Origin of the sequence: Rhizobium sp. NLR8a (assembly GCF_019685235.1) — a bacterium.
Taxonomy (GTDB): Bacteria; Pseudomonadota; Alphaproteobacteria; order Rhizobiales; family Rhizobiaceae; genus Rhizobium.
The window spans coordinates 16,583-36,564 of the sequence record NZ_JABDWI010000019.1; the positions used below are offsets into that span (position 1 = coordinate 16,583).

Annotated in this window: 19 protein-coding genes and 1 tRNA gene; 11 read left to right on the plus strand and 9 right to left on the minus strand. The window is 62.5% G+C overall.

What is annotated here, in order from left to right; translation table 11 throughout:
• Positions 1-490: 490 nt before the first annotated feature.
• Together HJC04_RS29410 and HJC04_RS29415 are read left to right on the plus strand one after the other, a co-directional pair.
• The gene (locus HJC04_RS29410) at positions 491-1,312 is read left to right on the plus strand and encodes an Ig-like domain-containing protein (protein ID WP_221147701.1); all 822 of its coding nucleotides are present in this window, start codon (positions 491-493) and stop codon (positions 1,310-1,312) included.
• Positions 1,313-1,481: 169 nt separating this feature from the next.
• Positions 1,482-1,571 (plus strand) — tRNA-Ser (locus HJC04_RS29415).
• A gap of 47 nt (positions 1,572-1,618) precedes the next feature.
• On the opposite strand, the gene HJC04_RS29420 is transcribed toward HJC04_RS29415, so the two are convergent.
• A complete protein-coding gene (locus HJC04_RS29420) occupies positions 1,619-2,107 on the minus strand; it encodes a RidA family protein (RefSeq protein WP_221147702.1) in 489 nt (162 codons plus the stop codon).
• A gap of 198 nt (positions 2,108-2,305) precedes the next feature.
• Between HJC04_RS29420 and HJC04_RS29425 the strand changes: the two genes are divergently transcribed.
• The gene (locus HJC04_RS29425; protein WP_210631269.1) at positions 2,306-2,992 is read left to right on the plus strand and encodes a TetR/AcrR family transcriptional regulator; all 687 of its coding nucleotides are present in this window, start codon (positions 2,306-2,308) and stop codon (positions 2,990-2,992) included.
• A gap of 260 nt (positions 2,993-3,252) precedes the next feature.
• Here HJC04_RS29425 and HJC04_RS29430 read toward each other — a convergent pair whose 3' ends face one another.
• The gene (locus HJC04_RS29430) at positions 3,253-4,665 is read right to left on the minus strand and encodes an MFS transporter (protein ID WP_221147727.1); all 1,413 of its coding nucleotides are present in this window, start codon (positions 4,663-4,665) and stop codon (positions 3,253-3,255) included.
• A 139-nt stretch (positions 4,666-4,804) separates the two neighbouring features.
• Here HJC04_RS29430 and HJC04_RS29435 point away from each other — a divergent pair, with 139 nt between their 5' ends.
• Together HJC04_RS29435 and HJC04_RS29440 are read left to right on the plus strand one after the other, a co-directional pair.
• Positions 4,805-5,734, plus strand: a complete 930-nt coding sequence (locus HJC04_RS29435; RefSeq protein WP_210631267.1) for a LysR family transcriptional regulator — start codon at positions 4,805-4,807, stop codon at positions 5,732-5,734.
• Positions 5,735-5,789: 55 nt separating this feature from the next.
• Positions 5,790-6,014, plus strand: coding sequence for an alkylphosphonate utilization protein (locus tag HJC04_RS29440; RefSeq protein ID WP_184459645.1), 225 nt, complete (start codon positions 5,790-5,792; stop codon positions 6,012-6,014).
• 38 nt (positions 6,015-6,052) lie between these two features.
• Here the strand turns inward: HJC04_RS29440 and HJC04_RS29445 are convergent, their stop codons facing one another.
• The 3 genes from HJC04_RS29445 to HJC04_RS29455 all read right to left on the minus strand — a co-directional run bounded on the left by HJC04_RS29445 (position 6,053) and on the right by HJC04_RS29455 (position 8,504).
• Positions 6,053-6,859: a transglutaminase family protein gene (locus HJC04_RS29445; protein ID WP_210631266.1), complete on the minus strand. Its 807-nt coding sequence runs from the start codon at positions 6,857-6,859 to the stop codon at positions 6,053-6,055.
• A 100-nt stretch (positions 6,860-6,959) separates the two neighbouring features.
• Positions 6,960-7,853, minus strand: coding sequence for a transglutaminase family protein (locus tag HJC04_RS29450; RefSeq protein WP_210631265.1), 894 nt, complete (start codon positions 7,851-7,853; stop codon positions 6,960-6,962).
• Between the two features lie 492 nt (positions 7,854-8,345).
• Complete coding sequence (locus HJC04_RS29455) at positions 8,346-8,504, minus strand: entericidin (RefSeq protein ID WP_221147703.1); 159 nt, start codon at positions 8,502-8,504, stop codon at positions 8,346-8,348.
• A 551-nt stretch (positions 8,505-9,055) separates the two neighbouring features.
• Here HJC04_RS29455 and HJC04_RS29460 point away from each other — a divergent pair.
• Complete coding sequence (locus HJC04_RS29460; RefSeq protein ID WP_064802691.1) at positions 9,056-9,310, plus strand: GlsB/YeaQ/YmgE family stress response membrane protein; 255 nt, start codon at positions 9,056-9,058, stop codon at positions 9,308-9,310.
• A 78-nt stretch (positions 9,311-9,388) separates the two neighbouring features.
• Here the strand turns inward: HJC04_RS29460 and HJC04_RS29465 are convergent, their stop codons facing one another.
• The gene (locus HJC04_RS29465) at positions 9,389-9,670 is read right to left on the minus strand and encodes a hypothetical protein (protein ID WP_184459666.1); all 282 of its coding nucleotides are present in this window, start codon (positions 9,668-9,670) and stop codon (positions 9,389-9,391) included.
• A 220-nt stretch (positions 9,671-9,890) separates the two neighbouring features.
• Between HJC04_RS29465 and HJC04_RS29470 the strand changes: the two genes are divergently transcribed.
• The 5 genes from HJC04_RS29470 to glp are packed head-to-tail and all read left to right on the plus strand — an operon-like array spanning position 9,891 to position 15,349.
• Entirely contained in the window at positions 9,891-11,783 is a 1,893-nt protein-coding gene (locus HJC04_RS29470; RefSeq protein ID WP_221147704.1) for a peptidylprolyl isomerase, read from the plus strand.
• A gap of 8 nt (positions 11,784-11,791) precedes the next feature.
• On the plus strand, positions 11,792-12,808 hold the full coding sequence (gene trpD, locus HJC04_RS29475) for an anthranilate phosphoribosyltransferase (protein WP_221147705.1): 1,017 nt from the start codon (positions 11,792-11,794) through the stop codon (positions 12,806-12,808).
• A gap of 9 nt (positions 12,809-12,817) precedes the next feature.
• Positions 12,818-13,630: an indole-3-glycerol phosphate synthase TrpC gene (gene trpC, locus HJC04_RS29480; RefSeq protein WP_221147706.1), complete on the plus strand. Its 813-nt coding sequence runs from the start codon at positions 12,818-12,820 to the stop codon at positions 13,628-13,630.
• A gap of 1 nt (position 13,631) precedes the next feature.
• The gene (gene moaC / locus HJC04_RS29485; protein ID WP_221147707.1) at positions 13,632-14,129 is read left to right on the plus strand and encodes a cyclic pyranopterin monophosphate synthase MoaC; all 498 of its coding nucleotides are present in this window, start codon (positions 13,632-13,634) and stop codon (positions 14,127-14,129) included.
• On the plus strand, positions 14,126-15,349 hold the full coding sequence (gene glp / locus HJC04_RS29490) for a gephyrin-like molybdotransferase Glp (protein WP_210631260.1): 1,224 nt from the start codon (positions 14,126-14,128) through the stop codon (positions 15,347-15,349). Before moaC ends, glp begins: the two co-directional genes overlap by 4 nt.
• A 16-nt stretch (positions 15,350-15,365) precedes the next feature.
• Here glp and HJC04_RS29495 read toward each other — a convergent pair whose 3' ends face one another.
• From HJC04_RS29495 to HJC04_RS29505, 3 genes are all read right to left on the minus strand, one after another.
• Positions 15,366-16,025, minus strand: coding sequence for a methyltransferase (locus tag HJC04_RS29495; protein WP_210631259.1), 660 nt, complete (start codon positions 16,023-16,025; stop codon positions 15,366-15,368).
• 44 nt (positions 16,026-16,069) lie between these two features.
• Positions 16,070-18,025, minus strand: coding sequence for a DEAD/DEAH box helicase (locus tag HJC04_RS29500; RefSeq protein WP_221147708.1), 1,956 nt, complete (start codon positions 18,023-18,025; stop codon positions 16,070-16,072).
• A gap of 97 nt (positions 18,026-18,122) precedes the next feature.
• Positions 18,123-19,979 carry a CHASE2 domain-containing protein gene (locus tag HJC04_RS29505; protein WP_221147709.1) on the minus strand — a complete coding sequence of 619 codons (1,857 nt, stop codon included), beginning with the start codon at positions 19,977-19,979 and terminating at the stop codon, positions 18,123-18,125.
• Positions 19,980-19,982: the final 3 nt, after the last annotated feature.

Here is a 19,982-nt window from a genome sequence, read left to right on the forward strand (position 1 = left end):
GCCCCATCCTGGGTCAACAACGCCTTATCCCCGCCCACCTAACGAGACTTTAATCTTGGTGAGTTCATGGCAAATATACGAACGATTTCGCAGCGATAGCGACAATTCCAATGATTATGGTTAATGAATTGCCAACACGAGGCCTGCTGCCCTGCCCTCTCGCTATTGCAATGAGAGCCGAAATCGGCGTGCCGATGCGGGGCACATGGTAAATGTTGGAGGGATTCTAGAGGTCGGGAAGTACCGGATCGAGACACCGACGACAGCAGCAGCTGTTCTCCGGACGCCGGCTGCAACTGCAGCCTTCATCCCAAGGTAGTAGATTGGCTTTTGCTCTCTTGTTTAGGTGTCCTTCACAGCAACGGCATCGGCCATCACTCCCTTAGGGCGTGTAGTTTGTTGCTTGACTCAAAGGGGAGTAGAAAGTTTATTTGCAGCGTTCGGGTCGCAGCCTGACGTCCTTTCCACGCTCATCTTTAGGAGACGAGCCATGGCAAATCACAAACCAATAGTGCCTGACGTGTCGGTCCACGACTACGCACCAGCGGAGGCCATCGAAGGAAACCTTCTCGACAACGCCTCGGATTCCGACGGCGATCTGCTTCAGGTTCAGTTCGTCAACGGAATGAGAATTCCTAATAAGGCGGGCGAGCCGGGATATCTTACCATCGCGGGTGAGCACGGAACGCTGACGATCTGGAGCAACGGCAGCTATAGTTACACGGTCAATGATCCGAGCGCGCTTGAGCCCGGCGGGATCTTCGGCGAGAATTTTTCATTCAAGATCTCCGATGGAAAAGGCGGCACGGATGTCGGCAGCCTCAACATCGGAGTCCACACTCCTCCGCAAGGACAGTATTCCATCGATTTCGAGAATGCTCCCACGGAATATCCCGGGCTGCCTGACGTCGCCTCCGGTTATGCAGGATTCAAATTTGGCGACAAACTCGATGGCAACCTTTGGACGGTCGCCGAATCCGGCAGCAACGAGTACGTCGTCACCAATCCCTACAATCCGTTTTTCGAACGCGTTGACGGCAAGCTCTTCACGATAGAGGGCGTCGACGTCGCAACCAATTTCGACCCCGCCTATGAAGGTGTCGATGCCCTCGTAACCTTCGAGGGTTATGTCGGTGGCAACAAGGTGAGTGAGATGTCGCTGATGGTCTATGGTGACACTATCGCCGATGGCCAGCATATCTCTCTGGCAGCCTTGGGAGCGGTCGATTTTGTCCGATTCAATATTCAACCCGACGTCGAGCCGACGGGCTTTCCGCAACTCGCATTTGACAACTTCACCGTCCTAGTCTGACGACGGCAGAGAGAAGCGGCTGTCAAAGCCGCTTCTCTGCAGAACAAGTTGACGCTGCCATCAAAGCTGCTAAAAAGCCGGCCTGTGAGTGAATGGGCAGCAAATCGGCAGAAACCACCGATCCACCGGAAAGACCGAAACTGGCTTTCTTCAGGCTTCCCAAATACTTGGAAGAGTGTCCGAGTGGTTTAAGGAACCGGTCTTGAAAACCGGCGTGCGGGAAACCGTACCGTGGGTTCGAATCCCACCTCTTCCGCCACCTGCAATTTTCTCCATCAGACCAGCCGGCCGGATCAGACGCAGCCACTATTCAAGCATGACGACGGCTTCGACTTCGAACAGCATTGGATCGATTGCAAGTTTGGGAACGGGGACAAGGGTCTGCGCCGGGAGTGTGTCGCCGAACATGTCTTTGACGTTCCTCGTCAGCACTTCGAGCTTGGACATATCGTGATCGACCACGAAGATCGTCAGTTTGGCGACCTGATCCGGCCTTGCCCCGAGCCCATCAAGCGCACTGCGCAAATTTGCGTAGGCCTGCTTAACCTGTACGGCGAAGCCCGCCGACAAGGCTCCCGTGCTGTCCTGGCCACCCTGTCCGGAGATGTAGGCCAACCGGGCGCCGCGGGGGACGATCACCGCCGTGCTATAGCCATTCGGCGTCGGATCGTGGAGGTTTTTTGGATTGACGATGGTCAGCTTGAGGTCACCCTCATTCGCCGTCGTCGCGTTGGGAATTCCTGTGGTCATGATGATCAGCCCTCCGATAAGCAGATGTTTGATTGCATGTGACATGATGTCCTTTCCGGCGTGAGGACTGCGAGGAACGACCCTCGCCGCCTGCTGGATTGCGCCTTTAACTCTTCGGCAACCGAGCGACTCGTACAGCGTACGATTCCATCGCATCGTACATTGTACGAGTCAACTGGAGAGGATCGACATCCGTCGCTGCGCCGGCTTAAATCGATGACCCGATCTTTTTAGGAAAGACACATGGCAGCCAAACGCGACGGCACTCAGGATAAACGGCCTCACCGGAAAGCTGCCCCGGTCCCCTCCGCACAGGAACCGCCTCTTTCGCTCGACCGGATCGTAGCGAGCGCGGTTGAACTGCTGGACGCCGAAGGTGTCGACGGATTGAAAATGCGTCGGCTGGCCGATCGCCTCGGCTCGGGCGCGATGAGCCTTTATTGGCACGTCGCCAACAAAGAGGAGGTTTTTGATCTCGCGCTCGACTCGGTGCTCGAATATCGTGGACCATCGCAAACGATCGAATCGCCGGACTGGCGTCAGGCGGTCTTTCACATGCTTGAAGACTGGCGCGCCAGCATGCTGCGCCATCCCTGGTCGGCGTCGCTGTTGCCGCGCCGGGCGCTCGGCCCGAACATCCTCGGTCGCCTGGAACTGCTGGGCAGGGTCTTATCCGGAGCCGGTGTCGAGGAGGCGGATTTGAACGGTGCGATATGGTCGCTCTGGAATTATGTTATGGGCGCGACCATCACTCGTGCGAACTTCGACCTTTCGGACGAAGACATGCTCGCCGGGCAGCAGCGTCTTGCTCATTTCAGCGAAGAATATCCGACGATCGAGCGTGCTCGTCTGCTGTTGGACAATGACTGGGACGGCGTTTTCAGGAAAGGCCTGGACTTCCTGCTTGACGGGCTTGTTCCGAGCCGATGAACCAGGGCTCAGCTCCCGAATTGATCGGCAAGCTCGGTCAGAAAACATTCGCTCACGACAACATCGAATATATCAGCGCGCCGATGGAACCCCAGAAAATAACCGGCGTCAGTATCAACCCCACAACGAAGATTTTGGTCACCGCTAAACTCCGCAGATTCGTCCCGCCACGAAAACCTATTGCAGCGATCGAGGGTTTGGTATCGGCATGAAGTCCGGGTCGGATCGGACCTTGGTCTCAGTCTCGACGGCGCTCTGCGTCAGCCGCCGCGGCGGCAAGTCACGGTGGCGATGGCGAGTGCTGCGGCGATCGCCATGGCTGCGACGGCAAAGGTGATCTGCATCCCTGAGTGAATGGCCTCGGGGCCTGCCACGGCGACATCCGATGTTCCCGATGCTCGCGCGAATACCGCACCCATGACGGAAGCGCCGGTAATCAGCCCGAGATTGCGCGACAGGCTGAGCGCGCCCGAGATGACGCCGCGCTGGTCAGGGCCGACATCCGCCATGACGGCGGTGTTGTTGGCCGCTTGGAACAGCTGATAGCCGGGCGTCAGGATGGCGATGGCGGCGATATAGCCGATCATTCCGGGAAGCATGGCGAGTGCGATGGCGCCAGCGGCCATCGCGATGAGGCCTGCCGCGATCACGAACGGCGCGTCCAGACGATCGACCAGGCGACCGGCCGGGACTCCAGCAAGGATGGAGATGACGGGGCCAATCGACATGACGGCGCCAACGGCGGCCTCGCTGAGCCCGAGCGCACGGGAGAGATAAAACGGGCCGACCACCAGCGTCGCCATCATCACCGTCGAGATGAGCGCGTTCATGACCAGGCTTGCGCTCAGCGCTGCATTGCGAAACACCGCCGGCCGGATCAGTGGTGATGAGGCTTTCCTCTCGGCGAAGACGAAGAGACCGGCCCCGAAAAAAGCCGCCGCCAGCAGGGAGAGATTCAGCATTCCAAAGCTGCCCCGCCCGGTCGTCATCGCCAGCGCATAGGCGAAGAGCGCCAGGGCAAGCAGCAAGGTGCCTGCCATGTCGAAACCGGCGCGCTTCATCTTCCCCATGTTGACGTCGGCAGGCAGAAAACAATAGGCGAGGGTGAAGGCAACGATGCCGAGCGGCACGTTGACGAGAAAGATCGCGGGCCAGCCGAACCCGGCAATCAGAGCGCCGCCCAGCGACGGGCCGAGAGCAGTGCCGATCGCCGACATGGTTGCGAGCAGCCCCATGGCGCTGCCGGTCCTCGCCTTCGGCACCGTTTCGCCGACAAAAGCCATGGTGAGGGCCATCATGATCGCTGCGCCGAGACCCTGCAGCGCCCGCCCGGCGATCATCAGCCAGAGCGCCGGCGCAACCCCGCAGATGACGGAGGCCAGCGTAAAGAGCAGGATGCCGATGAGCAGAAGCCGTCTGCGGCCGGTCATGTCGCCAAGCCGCCCGACGCTGACGATGAGGGTGGTGATGGCAAGAAGATAGGCCAGCACGATCCACTGCACCTCCTGGAAGGAGCCGCCGAAAGCCTGCGCCAGGGCCGGCAGACCAATATTGGCGATGCTGGTGCCGAGCGATGGCAGCAGCATCGAAAGGCAAAGGCTGGCGAGTCCCCAGCGGACGGAATAGGGGCGTTCGGCGACTGCCTCCCCCTGTTCTGCAATGATCGGTTTCAACAGGACCTCCATGTTCAAGCTCCTTGAAAGGGAGCCATCGAACCCTAGTCCCGCAACTGGCATGGCGGAATGCGCAGCATTTGCACTTCATTCATGCGGCTGGCGCCATATCACTCTGAAATCATGTTATACCGCATGCATGTTGACTCCTGACCTCAACCTGCTTGTCACCCTTGATGTCTTGCTCGCCGAAGGCAGCGTCGCCCGTGCGGCCGCGAGGCTGCGGCTCAGCCCATCGGCCATGAGCCGGGCGCTGGCGCGATTGCGCGAGGCCACGGGCGATCCGCTGCTGGTGCGTGCCGGCCGCGGCCTGGTTCCGACACCCCGGGCGCTCGAGCTGCGCGAGCGGGTCGGCCGCATCGTCGAGGATGCTCGGGCGGTTCTGCGTCCTGCCGAAGCGCTTGATCTCGGTCGGCTCGTCCGGACATTCACGCTGCGCGCCAGCGAAGGTTTTGCCGAAAGCTTCGGCCCCGATCTCATCGCTCGCCTCGGCAAGCAAGCCCCTGGCGTGCGGCTGCGCTTCATGCAGAAACCGGACAAGGACAGCGCGCCGTTGCGTGACGGAAGCGTCGATCTGGAAACCGGTGTCGTCGGCGAGACGATGGGACCGGAGGTGCGGGCGCAGGCCTTGTTCCGCGACCGCTTCATCGGCGTCGTGCGCACCGGCCACCCGCTTTGCCGCGATGAGATCACGCCCTCCCGTTACGCGGCCGGCGGCCATATTGCGGTCTCGCGGCGCGGGTTCGACAAAGGAGCGATCGACGACGCTCTGAATGCGCTCGGGCTGGAACGGCAGGTCGCCACCGTCGTCGGCGGCTTTTCCACGGCACTGGCGCTCGCCCGCGCCTCGGACCTGGTCGCCAGCGTTCCTGAACGCCACACGGCGGCCTTGCGGGCGGGAATGCACAGTTTCCCCCTTCCCGTTCCGACGCCGGAGCTCACGGTTTCGTTGCTTTGGCACCCGAGGATGGATGCCGATCCCGCGCATCGCTGGCTGCGCAGCTGTGTTCGTGAGGTCTGTTCAGCCGCGGAGGCAGGAGAACGAGATCGGACGGGACGGGACTGGTGATTGACTCTCCCCTGTCGTCGTGATTTCCCCTCCCGCATCACCAAGCGAGGATATCATGGCCGAAGACATTATTGTAAAGGACAGCAACGGAACCCAGCTTCACGACGGCGATTCCGTGACGTTGATCAAAGACCTCAAGGTCAAGGGCACCTCGGAGACGCTGAAGCGTGGGACCTTGGTCAAAGGCATTCGCCTGACCGACAATCCCGGCGAGATCGAGTGCAACACCAAGCAGGTCAAAGGCCTCGTGCTGAAAACGGAGTTCCTGAAGAAGGCGTAGGATCTACCTGCGGTAGCCTATGGCTCCGTGGCCGCAACTTACGGCACTTCCTCGGTGATCACCTCGAAGCGGGAAAGCGTCGCCGGGCCGAAAGCCGTCGACATCGCGACGTCGGTGGCATCTCGGCCTGTCGCCATCAGAATTCTGCCGATACGCGGGGTGTTGTGGCGGGCATCGACCGTATGCCAGTGCCCGCCGAGAAAGACCTCGAACCAGGCGCTGAAATCCATTGGATTTGGATCGGCGGGAACGCCGATATCACCGAGATAACCGGTGCAATATCTGGCAGGAATATTCATGCATCGACAGAGTGCAATGGCGAGATGGGCGAAGTCGCGGCAGACGCCGCTCTTGTCGGTAAAGCCGCCATGCGCGGTTCTGAGAACGTCGGCCTTCTGATAATCGAAGGTGATGTGGTCATGCACGAAATCGCAGATCGCCTGCACGCGCGCCCAGCCGAGCGGCGTTGATGAGAAGGTCGCCCAGGCGAAATCCGAAAGCCTGTCTGTGTCGCAGTAACGGCTGCCGAGCAGGAAGACGAGCACTTCGTCGGGCAGATCCTTGATCGCGTGCTGCACCGCCTGGACGGGAACGATGTCGGCCTGCCCGGTGTCATAGATCTCGAACTCGGTGGAAATCGTCGTCAGTCCCGGCGGAGCGACGATCCGGCTGCAGGCATTGCCGAAGCCATCGGTATATTCCCACGCTTCGATCGGCCGGTCGAATGTCAGGACCTGCTCGCTCAGAAGATCGGCGCGACGGGAGGGATGAATGTTGAGGACCAGCAGCATCGGCGTCGGCTGTATGCATTCATAGCCCAGATGAAACCCGGCGCGTATCTTCATTGTGGCTTCCTCGTCCCTCCCGGCATGGGCGGAGGTGAGAATGGAACGTCGATCGCACCAACCCGGTTCCCGCGATGCAATTCCCCGGGGCAATGCATCATTACCCCTCGGTAATCCATGACTGCCGCGTGGTCACGTTGACCTGCACCGTCATGCCCTCGAAATCCGTCCCCTCCCCGTCATAGCTGCCGCTCAAAGGAATTGCCTGGCGCGGGTCGCGGGCAACGGCCACACGAATGAGATCGCGGTTGCCGACGATGCCGTTGGTCGGATCGAACTCAGCCCAACCGGCCCCGGGAAGATAGACCTGGCACCAGGCATGCGTGGAGCCGCCGCCGAGCACGGTCGAGCCGTCCCGGTCGGGAACGTAGACGTAACCGGTGACGAACCGCGCCGCCAGGCCGAGCGAGCGTGCCGCCTCCATCATCAGAAGCGCGAAATCCCGGCAGGTGCCGGAGCGAAGCCGCAAGGTCTGCAGCGGCGTTTGCGTTCCATGTTCCTGGCGACGTGCATAGACAAAGCTTTCGCGAATGGCATAACAGAGCGTCATCAGCAGGTGCCCGGTCTCTGTCGGGTGCCCCATGCGCACGAACTGGCGCGCCCAGCGGCCGACCTCATCGCCCGAATCCGGATAATGGCGCTGCATCGCCGGCGCAAGATCGGCGATTTCGTCCTTGTCGTAGGAGAAAGGATAGGTCAGCGCCGCCTCGTCGATCCGAATGTCCGGGCCGAACTGCGGCGTATGATCGAGTGTGATCCAGGTTTCGAAACGAAGCTCCACCGACGGCCGCGAAAAATCGACGAGCGCCACGCAATTGCCGAAAACATCGTGGATCCAGCGCACATGGCTTTGCTCCGGATAGGTGGTCAGCGACGCCTCGATCAGCCGCTGGTCGAAACTGTCGCGCGGCCGGAACATCAGGCGATGCTCGCCGAAATCGACCTCCCGGCGGTAACGATAGGACGTGATGTGGCGAACGGAGAAAATCGTCATGGACTGGCGCCGGCTGATTTGTTCACGTTGCTGCTCCTGCAGCGCCGCGCGTCTTATCAGACGCCGCAAGCGCCCTGCTCCTTTGCCTGCTCATCCCGATTTCTTGTCATATAAGCAGTTTCGAAAGATTGCTATTGTACCTTCACCGATCGACGGCAGAGCCGTCCAACCTGAGAGGATAACATGCATATCATCTGGGACGTTCTGACGCTTCTGCTGACCATCGGTTCGCTCTATGGCGGTCGCGAATACCGGATTATTCGCGCCCGTGCCCGCGCTCAGAATTGGGGCAACTTCTGACCCGATTCTGACGCCGCTGCCGGAACCTTTCGGTCGCGGTTACGTCGAATGACGTACAGCGGCGCCTTTAAGGAAATGCTGTATCAGTCGGGACGGTTTTCGTCCGTCCATTCTCTCTGTTGTGCTAAGCCCGCCTCACCCCAGGCGGGCTTTTTTCATGCAAGATTTGCCGCGTGTCGCCGGCAGCCGCCATTACCTATTGGCGCCGGCCGAAAGCACCCGATGGGTCGCATTATCCATTGCGTGGCTCGCCTCCTGTCCATCCTTCTTCAGCCCGTATGCGGTATTGCCGCAGCCGGAGAGCGTAAGCAGGCAGAGGCAGCAGGCGATGGCGATTGCAGCTTTTGGCATCGAGATTTTCCCTGATTGAACGAACCCCCGGAAAAATGACGCACTCCGAGCCAAAATCAATCCGCCGGCGGCCGGACATAACGCAGCACCTGCGCCGAATTGGTGCATCCGGCCGCTCCCTGTTCCGTCAAGAAACGGATTACTCGAGTTAAAGCTCTCCGAAATGTAGAATTGTTGGAAGGAAAGTGATTTGGATGCCAGTCGTCCGTGTATTTCCTCCTCATACCTCCGGGATTTCGCGACCGTTCCCTGAAATCTATCATTTTACTTAAATATCGCACTTAACCAATTGTTAGTAATAACCTTGCGTAACACGCACTTCGGCTTATGCTTTATTTAAAATAGGAGAGGAGAGAATGTTTAGCAAAAGCCTGATCATGCCTTTCGGCTTCGCAATTCTTGCGCTAAGCGGGCTAATGTTCCAACTCGTCGCTTACCTGCTGGAAACACCCGTCACCGTGCTGCATCCTTGAGTGCTTAAGTTCCTCCAGGAGTGGAACTTTCTTTCGTTTCGTGCATTCTTGCGAGTCGTTTCACCAGGAGGGATCACTATGGAAAACGCAGGCGTGGGTTGGATTGCGGCCATCATCATCGGCGGCATCGCCGGATGGCTGGCAGAAAAGGTCATGAGCAGCAATATGGGCGTGCTCATGAACATATTGCTCGGCATCGTCGGCGCGATCGTCGCCAACTGGATCCTGGGTCTGCTGCACATCCAGCCGTTGGCGGGATGGCTTGGTTACCTGATCACCGGCTTCATCGGCGCCTGCATTCTGATCTTCATCGGCCGTGCCATCCGCCGCTGATTGTCGAGGCGCAACTGGCGGACATGACTAAAAGCCGGGCGCGCCTTGCGTCCGGCTTTTCTGTCCCGAATTCCATGTTCAGCGGCGGCTCAGCAGGCCGAAAAGATAGGCTACGCCTGCCGTTATCGCGAGCGCCATGATCGGTTCTTCGCGAACCTTGTCGCGCAGCCGTTCCGTCATCAGCGAAGCTTCGTCCGTAACCACCGACTTTGCCCCCTGCCCCAGCGCCCGCACACTGTCCGTCAATCTGGATAGATCTTCACGGAGTGCCGTGACCTGCGCCGACAGATCGTCTGCTGCGATATCCGCCTTGACGCGCGCAGCGGTGGATTCGGCGGAAGCGGTTTTCATTTCTGCCATGGTCTGCTCCTGTTTCATGGGATGCCGCTTCAACGAAATGGCGGCCCGAAAGGTTCCGCCGGGAGCCGATCTTTTGTTCGCCATCAACGCCTTGCGTCGCCCTCGCGGCCATCCGCAGCTTTTCGCGTGACAACCCTTCATTTCCTGTCGGCTTTGTTTTAAGGAACGTCGAATGTCTGCCCGTGCGCGGGTCAATAAATGCTGCGAGGTTTGCGTTTCCATGTTCCATCTTCTGAGAAGAGCTGCTCAGACCTGGGTTGCCAAGTTGCTCCTGCTTCTCCTGGTGGCCTCTTTCGGCATCTGGGGCATATCGCGCGAGCTGATATCAGGCGGCAGCAGCACCACGGTCGTGACTGTCGGCGATCAGAAGGTGGGGGTCACCGAATTCCAGCTTGCCTATCAGCGTCAGGTGGCAAACATCGGCCAGCAGTTCGGCATGCGCCTTACGCCCGAGCAGGCCCGCGCCTTCGGAATCGAGCAGCAGGTGCTGTCACAGCTCGTTGCCGGCGCCTCACTCGACCAGCTCGCCGAAGATATGAACCTCGGATTGTCCGAGGATCGTCTCGCCCAGCTGATTGGCGACGATCCGGCCTTCAAGGCCGTCAACGGCCAGTTCGATCGCGAGCTGTTCGTTTCGCGCCTGCGCAATGCGAACATCCGGCAGGACGATTACATCAAGGAGCGCAGCAAGGTCGCCGTCCGCAGCCAGATCGTCGATGCCGTTTCCAACGGCTTTGCCGCGCCGAAGACGCTGATCGACGCACTGAAGCTCTATGGCGACGAAAGCCGCAGCGTTGACTATCTGCTGCTGACCAACGCAAATATCGAGCCGATCAAGGCCCCCGCCGATGACGTGCTGGCGAGCTGGTTCGAAGGCGTCAAGCAGCGCTACCGCGCGCCGGAATATCGCAAGATCACCTATCTCAAGCTGCAGCCGGCCGATATCGCCGATGCCGCGACCGTTACCGACGACCAGATCCGCGAAGCTTTCGAGAAGGGCAAGGATAGTTATCGCACGCCGGAAAGCCGGACGATCGAACAGCTGACCTTCACCAGCAAGGATCTCGCCACCGCCGCCGAAACGGCGCTGAGGAGCGGCACCAGCTTCGACCAGCTGGTCACCGACCAGGGCAAGACGGCAAGCGACGTGCTGCTCGGCGAGTTCACCAAGGACAAGGTTCCCGACCAGGCCGTCGCCGATGCCGCCTTTGCGGTGTCGAAGGATGGCGGCACGACGCCGGTCGTCGACGGCTCGTTCGGCCCGGTCATCCTGCGCATCACCAACATCAAGCCGGAAACTGTCAAGAATTTCGACGAGGTGAAGGAAGACATCCGCAAGCAGCTGGCGCTCTCCAACGCTTCTCAGGAAGTGATCAATGTTCATGACCGTATCGAGGATATGCGCGCCGGCGGCTCCACGCTCGAAGATATCGCCGGTCAGCTGAAGCTCAAGGCGGTGACCATCGACGCCGTCGATGCGACCGGCGCCGACAAGGACGGCAAAGAGGTCAAGGATCTTCCCGCCAAGCAGCAGCTGCTCGGCGAAGCCTTCAAGACCGAGGTCGGCGTCGATGCCTCTCCGCTTCCGATCGGCAATGACGGCTATGTCTGGTTCAACGTCCGCGAAATCACACCGGACCGGGACCGCCCGATCGCGGAGGTGCGCGAGAAAGCCGTCGAAGACTGGACGGCGGAGCAGCAGAAGGCCGAACTCGCCAAGAAGGCCGACGAATTGAAGGCCGAGGCGCAAAAGGGCGTAGCCCTTGCCGATATCGCGGCGCCGCTCGGCATTGCCGTCGAAAGCAAGAGCGGCATCACCCGCTCCACCGATGATCCGGTTCTCGGACGAGCCGCAGTCAAGGCCGCCTTCTCCGGCCCGGTCGATACGGTTGCGAGCGCGGTCGGCGCCGATCCCTCGACGCAGATCCTGATGAAGGTCACCGAGGTCAACAGCCAGCCGACCAGCGACGTGCTGAACAACCGCGATGCCCAGCTCACCGCCATGGCTAATGCCGCCGGCGATGATATTCTCGATCAGATGGTCAACCTCCTGCAGACGCAGTATGGGGCTTCGATCAACCAGACGCTCGCCGAACAGGCGACGGTCCGCTAGGAGGTTTTATGACCGATCTGAAGCCGTTCCTGGCCAAGGCCGCGAGCCGCGAGCCGCTGACGCGTGACGAGGCCCGTGCCGCCTTCGACATCCTGATGTCGGGCCAGGCAACGCCCTCGCAGATCGGTGGCTTCCTGATGGCGCTGCGCGTGCGCGGCGAAACCGTCGACGAGATCGTCGGCGCCGTCACCACGATGCGGTCGAAAATGCTGACCGTCGAGGCGCCGGCCGATGCGATCGACATCGTCGGCACCGGCGGCGACGCCAGCGGCACCTATAATATTTCGACGCTGGCGGCGCTGATCGTGGCCGGCGCCGATGTGCCCGTCGCCAAACACGGCAATCGGGCGCTGAGCTCGAAATCCGGCGCGGCGGACAATCTGGCCGCACTCGGCGTCAATATCGATGTCGGTCCCGAGATCATCACGCGCTGCATTGCGGAAGCCGGCGTCGGCTTCATGTTCGCCCAGCTGCATCATTCCGCCATGCGCCATGTCGGCCCCTCCCGCGTTGAACTCGGCACGCGCACCATCTTCAACCTGCTTGGGCCGCTCTCCAATCCGGCCGGCGTCCGTCGCCAGTTGCTCGGCGTCTTCTCGCCGCAGTGGCTGGTGCCGCTCGCCGAAGTCATGCGCGATCTTGGCTCGGAATGCGTCTGGGTAGTCCATGGCGATGGCCTCGATGAAATCACCACGACCGGCATCACCAAGGTCGCAGCGCTCGAAGACGGCAAGATCCGCAGCTTCGAGCTGTCGCCCCCCGATTTCGGCGTCAGCCCCTGCGTGCTCGCCGATATCAAGGGCGGCGACGGTGTCGCCAATGCCGCAGCGCTCCGGCAGGTTCTGAGCGGCGCCCGGAATGCGTATCGCGATGTCTCGCTTGCCAACGCCGCCGCCTCGCTGGTCATCGCGGGCAAGGCCGAGACGATCCGCGACGGCATGGCGCTTGCTGCGCATTCGCTGGATAGCGGCGCCACGGCGCTCGCCCTCGACAAACTCATCGCCGTTTCCAACGATATCGATTAGGATTGGCCGATGACCGATGTCCTGAAGAAGATCGAACTCTATAAGCGCGAGGAAATCGCCGCCGCCAAGGCTGCGGTGTCGCTTGCCGATTTAAAGGCGATGCAGGCCGATCAGTCAGCGCCCCGCGGTTTCCATAAGGCGCTTGTTGCCAAGCGTGAGGCCGGCCAGTTCGGTCTCATCGCGGAGATCAAAAAGGCAAGCCCATCCAAGGGGCTCATCCGCCCGGACTTCGATCCGCCGGCGCTGGCAAAGGCCTATGAAGCCGGCGACGCGGCCTGCCTGTCCGTGCTCACCGACACGCCGAGCTTTCAGGGTGCACCGGAATTCCTGACGGCGGCCCGTGCTGCCTGCGCCCTGCCGGCGCTGCGCAAGGATTTCATGTTCGAGACCTATCAGGTCCACGAGGCGCGCGCCTGGGGTGCCGACTGCATTCTGCTGATCATGGCGTCGCTGAGCGATGACGATGCGGAGCGTCTGCAGGACGAAGCTTTCTCGCTCGGCATGGATGTGCTGGTCGAGGTTCACGACGCGCCGGAAATGGAACGGGCGCTGAAGCTATCCTCGTCGCTTATCGGCATCAACAACCGCAATCTGCGCACTTTCGACGTCAGCCTGACGGTCAGCGAGACGCTTGCCTCTATGGTGCCGGCCGACCGGCTGCTCGTCGGCGAAAGCGGCATCTTCACCCATGCCGATTGCCAGCGCCTGCAGGCCGTCGACATCAATACCTTCCTTGTCGGCGAAAGCCTGATGCGCAAGGACGACGTGGCGGCCGCCACCCGTGCGCTGCTCTTTGGCGAAGCCGCCATCGCGGCCGAATGATATGAGCGGCGCAAAGCCCGGCCTGACCCATATCGATGCCTCCGGCGAGGCGCATATGGTCGATGTCTCCGATAAGGCCGAGACGGTGCGCATCGCCACCGCCGAGGGCCATGTGAAGATGGCGCCGGAAACCCTCGCGCTCATCCGCCAGGGCAATGCCAAGAAAGGCGATGTGATCGGCACCGCGCGCCTTGCCGGCATCATGGCGGCAAAACGCACCGCCGATCTCATCCCGCTCTGCCATCCGCTGATGCTGACCAAGGTCACGGTCGAAATCGAGGAAGATTCCGCCCTGCCCGGCCTGCGCGTCATCGCCACCGCCAAACTGACTGGCAAGACCGGTGTCGAGATGGAGGCGCTGACCGCCGTTTCGGTCGCTTGCCTGACGATCTACGACATGGCCAAGGCCGCCGACAAGGCGATGGAGATCGGCGGCGTCAGGCTGCTCGAAAAATCCGGCGGCAAATCAGGCGATTTCCGTCATCCGGAGGCAAGATGAACCTTCTGCCGGTCGCCGACGCCTTGGACCGCCTGCTCTCCCGCGCCAAGCCTGTCGCGGCGTCTGAGACGCTGCCGCTTGCCGAGGCTGAGGGCCGTGTGCTGGCCGCCGATTTGACGGCGCGGCTGACCCAGCCGCCCTTCAATGCCTCGGCCATGGATGGCTACGCGCTGCGCCGGGAGGACGCGCCGGAGCCGGGCGCCGTGTTGAGGGTCATCGGCGTGTCATCCGCCGGCCACGGCTTCGGGGGAAGCGTGGGCCAGGGAGAGGCCGTGCGTATCTTCACCGGCGCGCCTGTTCCGCCAGGCGCCGACAGCGTCCTGCTGCAGGAGGATGCGGAGAAGATCGACGGCGGCATCAGAACCACCTTCCCGGTGCGGCAGGGCCAGCATGTGCGCCCCCGCGGTCAGGATTTCGCCGAAGGTGAAGCGGTGCTGCCTGCCGGCACCGTGCTCGATTTCTCCCGGCTGACGGTCGCGGCCGGCATGAACCGGCCCGATGTCGAGGTTCTCAAGCGCCCGCTGATTGCCATCCTCGCAACCGGCGACGAACTGCTGCCGCCCGGAAGCAAGCCCGGACCTTCGCAGATCATCGCCTCCAATACCTTCGGTATCGCAGCCCTTGCCCGCAAAGCCGGCGCCGATGTGCTCGATCTCGGCATCGTGCCGGACGATAAGGCAGAAATTACCGCGGCGGTCGACAGGGCCCGGGATGCCAAGGCCGATGTCATCGTTACGCTCGGCGGCGCGTCGGTCGGCGATCATGATCTGGTGCAGGTCACGCTGATCGACGCCGGCATGCAGCTCGACTTCTGGCGCATCGCCATGCGCCCCGGCAAGCCGCTGATGGTCGGAAGCTTCGGCGAAACCCATGTGCTCGGCCTGCCCGGCAATCCGGTCTCAAGCCTCGTCTGTTCGCTGCTGTTCCTCGAGCCGCTGATCCGCAAGCTCGCCTCCCTGCCGCCGGTGCGACGTGAGACGACGTTGGAGGCCGCCGTCACCCTGCGCGCCAACGATCACCGGCAGGACTATATCAGGGCGAGGCTTGCGAAATCCACGACCGGAAACTGGCTGGCCGAACCGTTCGGCAAGCAGGATTCCTCGATGATGAAGGTGTTTGCGCAAGCCGACTGCCTCATTATCCGCCCGCCGCATGCGCCGGAACTGCCGGCCGGAGCAGCCTGCCCGGTCTTGCTATTGCGGCCGGATCTTCTCGTATAGTCTCGCCTCTTCCCGATCAGGAGAGCGAAAAAACGCCCGCTTGCACCGCGCTACCGCTCGCGGCCGCGCCGAAGTCCGCGACCGCCTGTGTCGAGATTCGCCGGAGTTCTCGATCCGGCAAATAGGCCCGCTCAGGATCGCCGACCAGCACCTCGATGCCGCTTGCCCGGCAAAGCCGCAAGAAAGCCATCACCCGCAGGGCAAGCGAGGGATCATAGAAAAGATCGCCCACCACAATGAGATCAGCCGCTTCCGGCGGCGGCGCATCGAGGATATCGGCGGCGACTGCCGAGATGGTCACGTCATTGATTGCCGCGTTGAGACCGATCGCGGCAATCGCATTGGCATCGACATCGACCGCCGTCACCATTGCTGCTCCAGCCTTCGCTGCAGCGATCGCGACTAGCCCGGAGCCGGCGCCGAGATCGAGGACGCGTCGGCCGGCAACGATTTCCGGCCGGTCGAGCAGATAACGGGCAAGCACGGCGCCGCCGGCCCAGGGATAGGCCCAGTAAGGCGGCGGATTGGCTTCTCCGCGAACGGCAATCCGCCAGAGGCCGCTCGCAGGCCCAGCAGTGTGGAGCAGGATCTCGGGGATAGAGGGGACTGCTGAGATCGGCAGATTGGCCTTGACGAAGGCGGCCGGATCGACGCGACATATGCCGGAGCGTTTCATCGTCGTCTGATCCTGCCGGTCAAGAAATCACGTGGCGATCACAATCAGCCGGGCTTCTTCTTCGAGAATTTGCCTTTCGGCCCAGCGCCGCCCTTGCCCTCATGCTTGCCGCCGTCGAATTTCGGCTTGTCATATCTTGGCTTGTCGGATTTCGCGCCATCGTAGCCGGGCTTGCCGGCCATTTTGTTCCAGGGCTTGGCGTCGCGCCGTTCCCCGCCGCCATTCTCGGCTGCGGCATAACCGCCGCCCGAACCCTTGCCGAACTTTTTCTTCGGCCGTTCGTCGCGGAACGCCTCGCCCGGCCTTTCGTCACGGGATGCCTTGCCGGCATAGGGTTTCGGTGATGGCGCGCGGCTGAAATCCGGCGTGCCGGCGAGCCTCGTCACGCGGATGCCGCGTTCGAGCGCCTTGTTCGGTCCGATCGCATTCAGGAAGCTCTCGGCGCTCGCTGCCGCGATCTCCACATAGGTTTCCTCGGGCTGCATCTTGATCGCGCCGATCTCGCGCTTCGTGACGTTGCCGTTGCGGCAGAGCATCGGGATCAGCCAGCGCGGCTCGGCATTCTGCTTGCGCCCGACCGAGACGGAGAACCAGACGCTCGGGCCGAAATCTTCGCGCGGGCCCTTTTGCGCCGGCTCGAAGGGGGCGGCATTGTCGCGGCGCTTACGGCTGCGATCGTCCTGAACGGTAACCTCAATCAGATCTTCCGGCGCCGAACGGTTGGTGCGGTAGAGACGCAGGAAAGCGGCAGCGAGCTTGTCGGCGCCGTGGCTCGCGAGAAGCTGCTGCACCAGCTTCTGTTCTTCCTCCTGCGGCGCGTCGTGAAAGACCGGGTCGGCAAGCAGCCGCTCGTCGTCGCGCTCGTTCACCTCTTCGGCCGACGGCGGCCGCGCCCAGGCCGCCGAAATGCCGGCATTCTCCAGCAAACGCTCGGCCTTGCGCCTTGCACTCAGCGGCACGATCATGGCGCTGATGCCCTTGCGCCCGGCCCGGCCGGTACGGCCGCTGCGGTGCAATAGGGTTTCCGGATTGGTCGGCAGGTCGGCATGAATGACGAGATCGAGGCCCGGCAGGTCGATGCCGCGGGCGGCGACGTCGGTTGCGATGCAGACGCGGGCGCGGCCGTCACGCATCGCCTGCAGCGCGTGGCTGCGCTCGTTCTGCGTCAGCTCGCCGGACAGCGCCACGACGGAGAAATTGCGGTTGTTGAAGCGCGCGGTCAGATGATTGACGGCGGCACGCGTCGAACAGAAGACGATGGCGTTGGTCGCTTCGTAATAGCGCAGCACGTTGATGATCGCGTTCTCGCGGTCGCTCGGGGCAACGACAAGGGCGCGATATTCGATATCGACATGCTGCTTTTCCTCGGCCGCGGTGCTGATGCGCACGGCGTTGCGCTGGTAGCTCTTGGCGAGTCTGGCGATTGCCGCCGGCACGGTTGCCGAAAACATCAACGTCCGGCGCTCGTCCGGTGCCGAATCGAGGATGAATTCCAGGTCCTCGCGGAAGCCGAGGTCGAGCATCTCGTCGGCCTCGTCGAGCACGGCGGCCTTCAGCTGCGACATGTCGAGTGCGTGTCGGCGGATGTGGTCGCAGAGTCGGCCGGGCGTGCCGACGACGATATGGGCCCCGCGCTCGAGCGAGCGGCGCTCGCTGCGGATGTCCATGCCGCCGACGCAGCTGGCGATCACCGCGCCGGTCATTTCATAAAGCCATTCAAGTTCGCGCTTCACCTGCAGGGCAAGCTCCCGCGTCGGCGCGATGACCAGCGCAAGCGGGGCGCCGGCAGCACCGAAGCGCTCGCTACCGTCGAGAAGCGTCGGCGCCAGTGCCAATCCGAAGGCGACGGTCTTGCCGGAGCCGGTCTGGGCGGAGACCAGCGCGTCCGAAGCGGCAAGCGCCGGATCGAGCATCGCCTGCTGTACCGGGGTAAGTTCGGCGTAACCGCGCTTCTGCAACGCCTTGGCGATCGCCGGAACGACGCCGTTGAATTCTGTCATGAGTTCGATCTTTCGGAGCTTTCAGGCGCGAAATGCGCCATGGCCGGAGCCAGCCGGCAGGTGTTTGCGCCGTTCCTAGCCGCTCCCGCGGCGATTGTCAAAGCGCGCGGCTGCGCCACAGCCAGGCGTCGATATGGCTCGTCCGGCCGCGCAGTTCCGTTTCCAGCGGCCCTTCGATCCGGCCTGATTTGAGGAGCACGCTGTCCGGGCCTGCGGCGCCGACGATTTCGGCGCTGAGCGCCAACTCCACGCCATGGCGGGCGGCAACCTCCATCAGGCGGCTTCCGACGTTCACCGTATCGCCCGCCGCCGTGATCTGCTGCCTGTCGCCGGAGCCGAGCCGCGAGGCGACGATCGGCCCGCAATGGGCGCCAACCTTGAAACCGATGTTCTTCCCGGCAAAGCCCCCCTGCGTTCGAAGCCAGGCGCGGGTGCGCTCGCAGAGCCTGACCGCGCAGTCGATGGCTCGGGCGGCATCGTCGTCGGCGGCTTCCGGTAGGCCAAACAGGATCATCGCCCCGTCGCCCATGAAGCTGGTGATGGCGCCGCCATGAGCGCGTGCCTCCTCGTCGATGATTTCGAAAAAGCCGCTCAGCACCTCGCTCACCTTGACCGGTCCTACATTTTCGCTGAGACCGGTGAAGCCCGAGAGATCGATGAAGACGACGGCCGCGTTCTGGCGCACCGGCGCGGCAAGGAAATTCGGATGGCGCGCCAGCCATTCGCCGAGGCCCGGCGCCTCGATGCGCTGCAGTAGCGCGCTCTGTTCGGCGAAATGGCGGGCGCGGCCGCGGTCGAGCCAGAGCTCGGCTGCGCCGAAGATCAGCGCCGGCGGCAGCGCTGCGGCAATCGGCAGGGCGGCACTCAGCCAATAGCCATGCGCAAAGGCCGCCAGATTGAGCATCGCCCAGACGATCAGCGCCAGCACGATGATGGCGTAGCCCGCAGCACTGCGCCGCCAGGCGGTCAGCGAAACCAGCATGACCGACAGCCCGACGGCGGTGCCGGCATCGATCAGCCTGGTCCTGTGGTCCCGCACCATGCCGTCGCTGGTGACGAGATGGGTGATCGCGGTCGACATCACTTCGACGCCCGGCATGACGGGATCGAACGGCGTCGGGAAGACGTCGCCGCCGCCGGTGACGGTCGAGCCGATGACGACGATGCGGCCGGTCACCGCATCCGCCGCCAGCTTGCCTTCGAGCGCATCGGCGGCGCTTGACGTGGCGATGCTGCCGCGCCGGCCATAGAAGGTCACCGGCAGGCGCTGGCCCATATCCGTGGGAATGCGCAATACTCCGAGCATGATCGCATCGCGCTCAATCGTTGGGTCGACACCGAGCGCCACCGAGGCGGCTCGCAGCGGAAAAGCCGGATCCAGCCGGTCTGCGGCGCGCGAGATAAGTGGAATGAAACGCGGCGTGCCGGTCTGGTCGGTGGCGACATTGACGACACCGACTGCGGCCGCGCTGGCAAAGCGGGGAAGCGGCAAGAGAAGCTGATCTGCCTCGGGGATGGCGGCAAGCGGATCGTCCGCCAAGTCGGTGACCTGCTGCCGGCTCTGCGCAAAGGTGGCCGCCGCCGCAATCACGCTCGGTCCCTCTCCAAGGGCAGCGGTCAGTGCTGCATCGCCCCCCTCCGGTCCCGGATCGAAGAGCAGGATGTCGAGCGCCAGAGCTTTCGGCTTCATAGCGTTGATTGCATTGACCAGACGCGCCAGCGTCGCCCGGTCCAGGGGATAGCCGTGGGCCGCCGCCGTACGGTCGTCGATCGCGATGATCGAGACGACGGGAGGCGGCGTCTTCGCTCCGACGACGATGCTGCGAATGTCGGCAAGCGAGGCCTCCATCCGATCGAGAAGGCCTATCCCGCCATTGAGATTGAGATAGCCGAGCGCCGCGCCCCAAAGACCGGCGACCAGCAGCGCGATCACAGTCAGCAGGCGATGACTCATGGC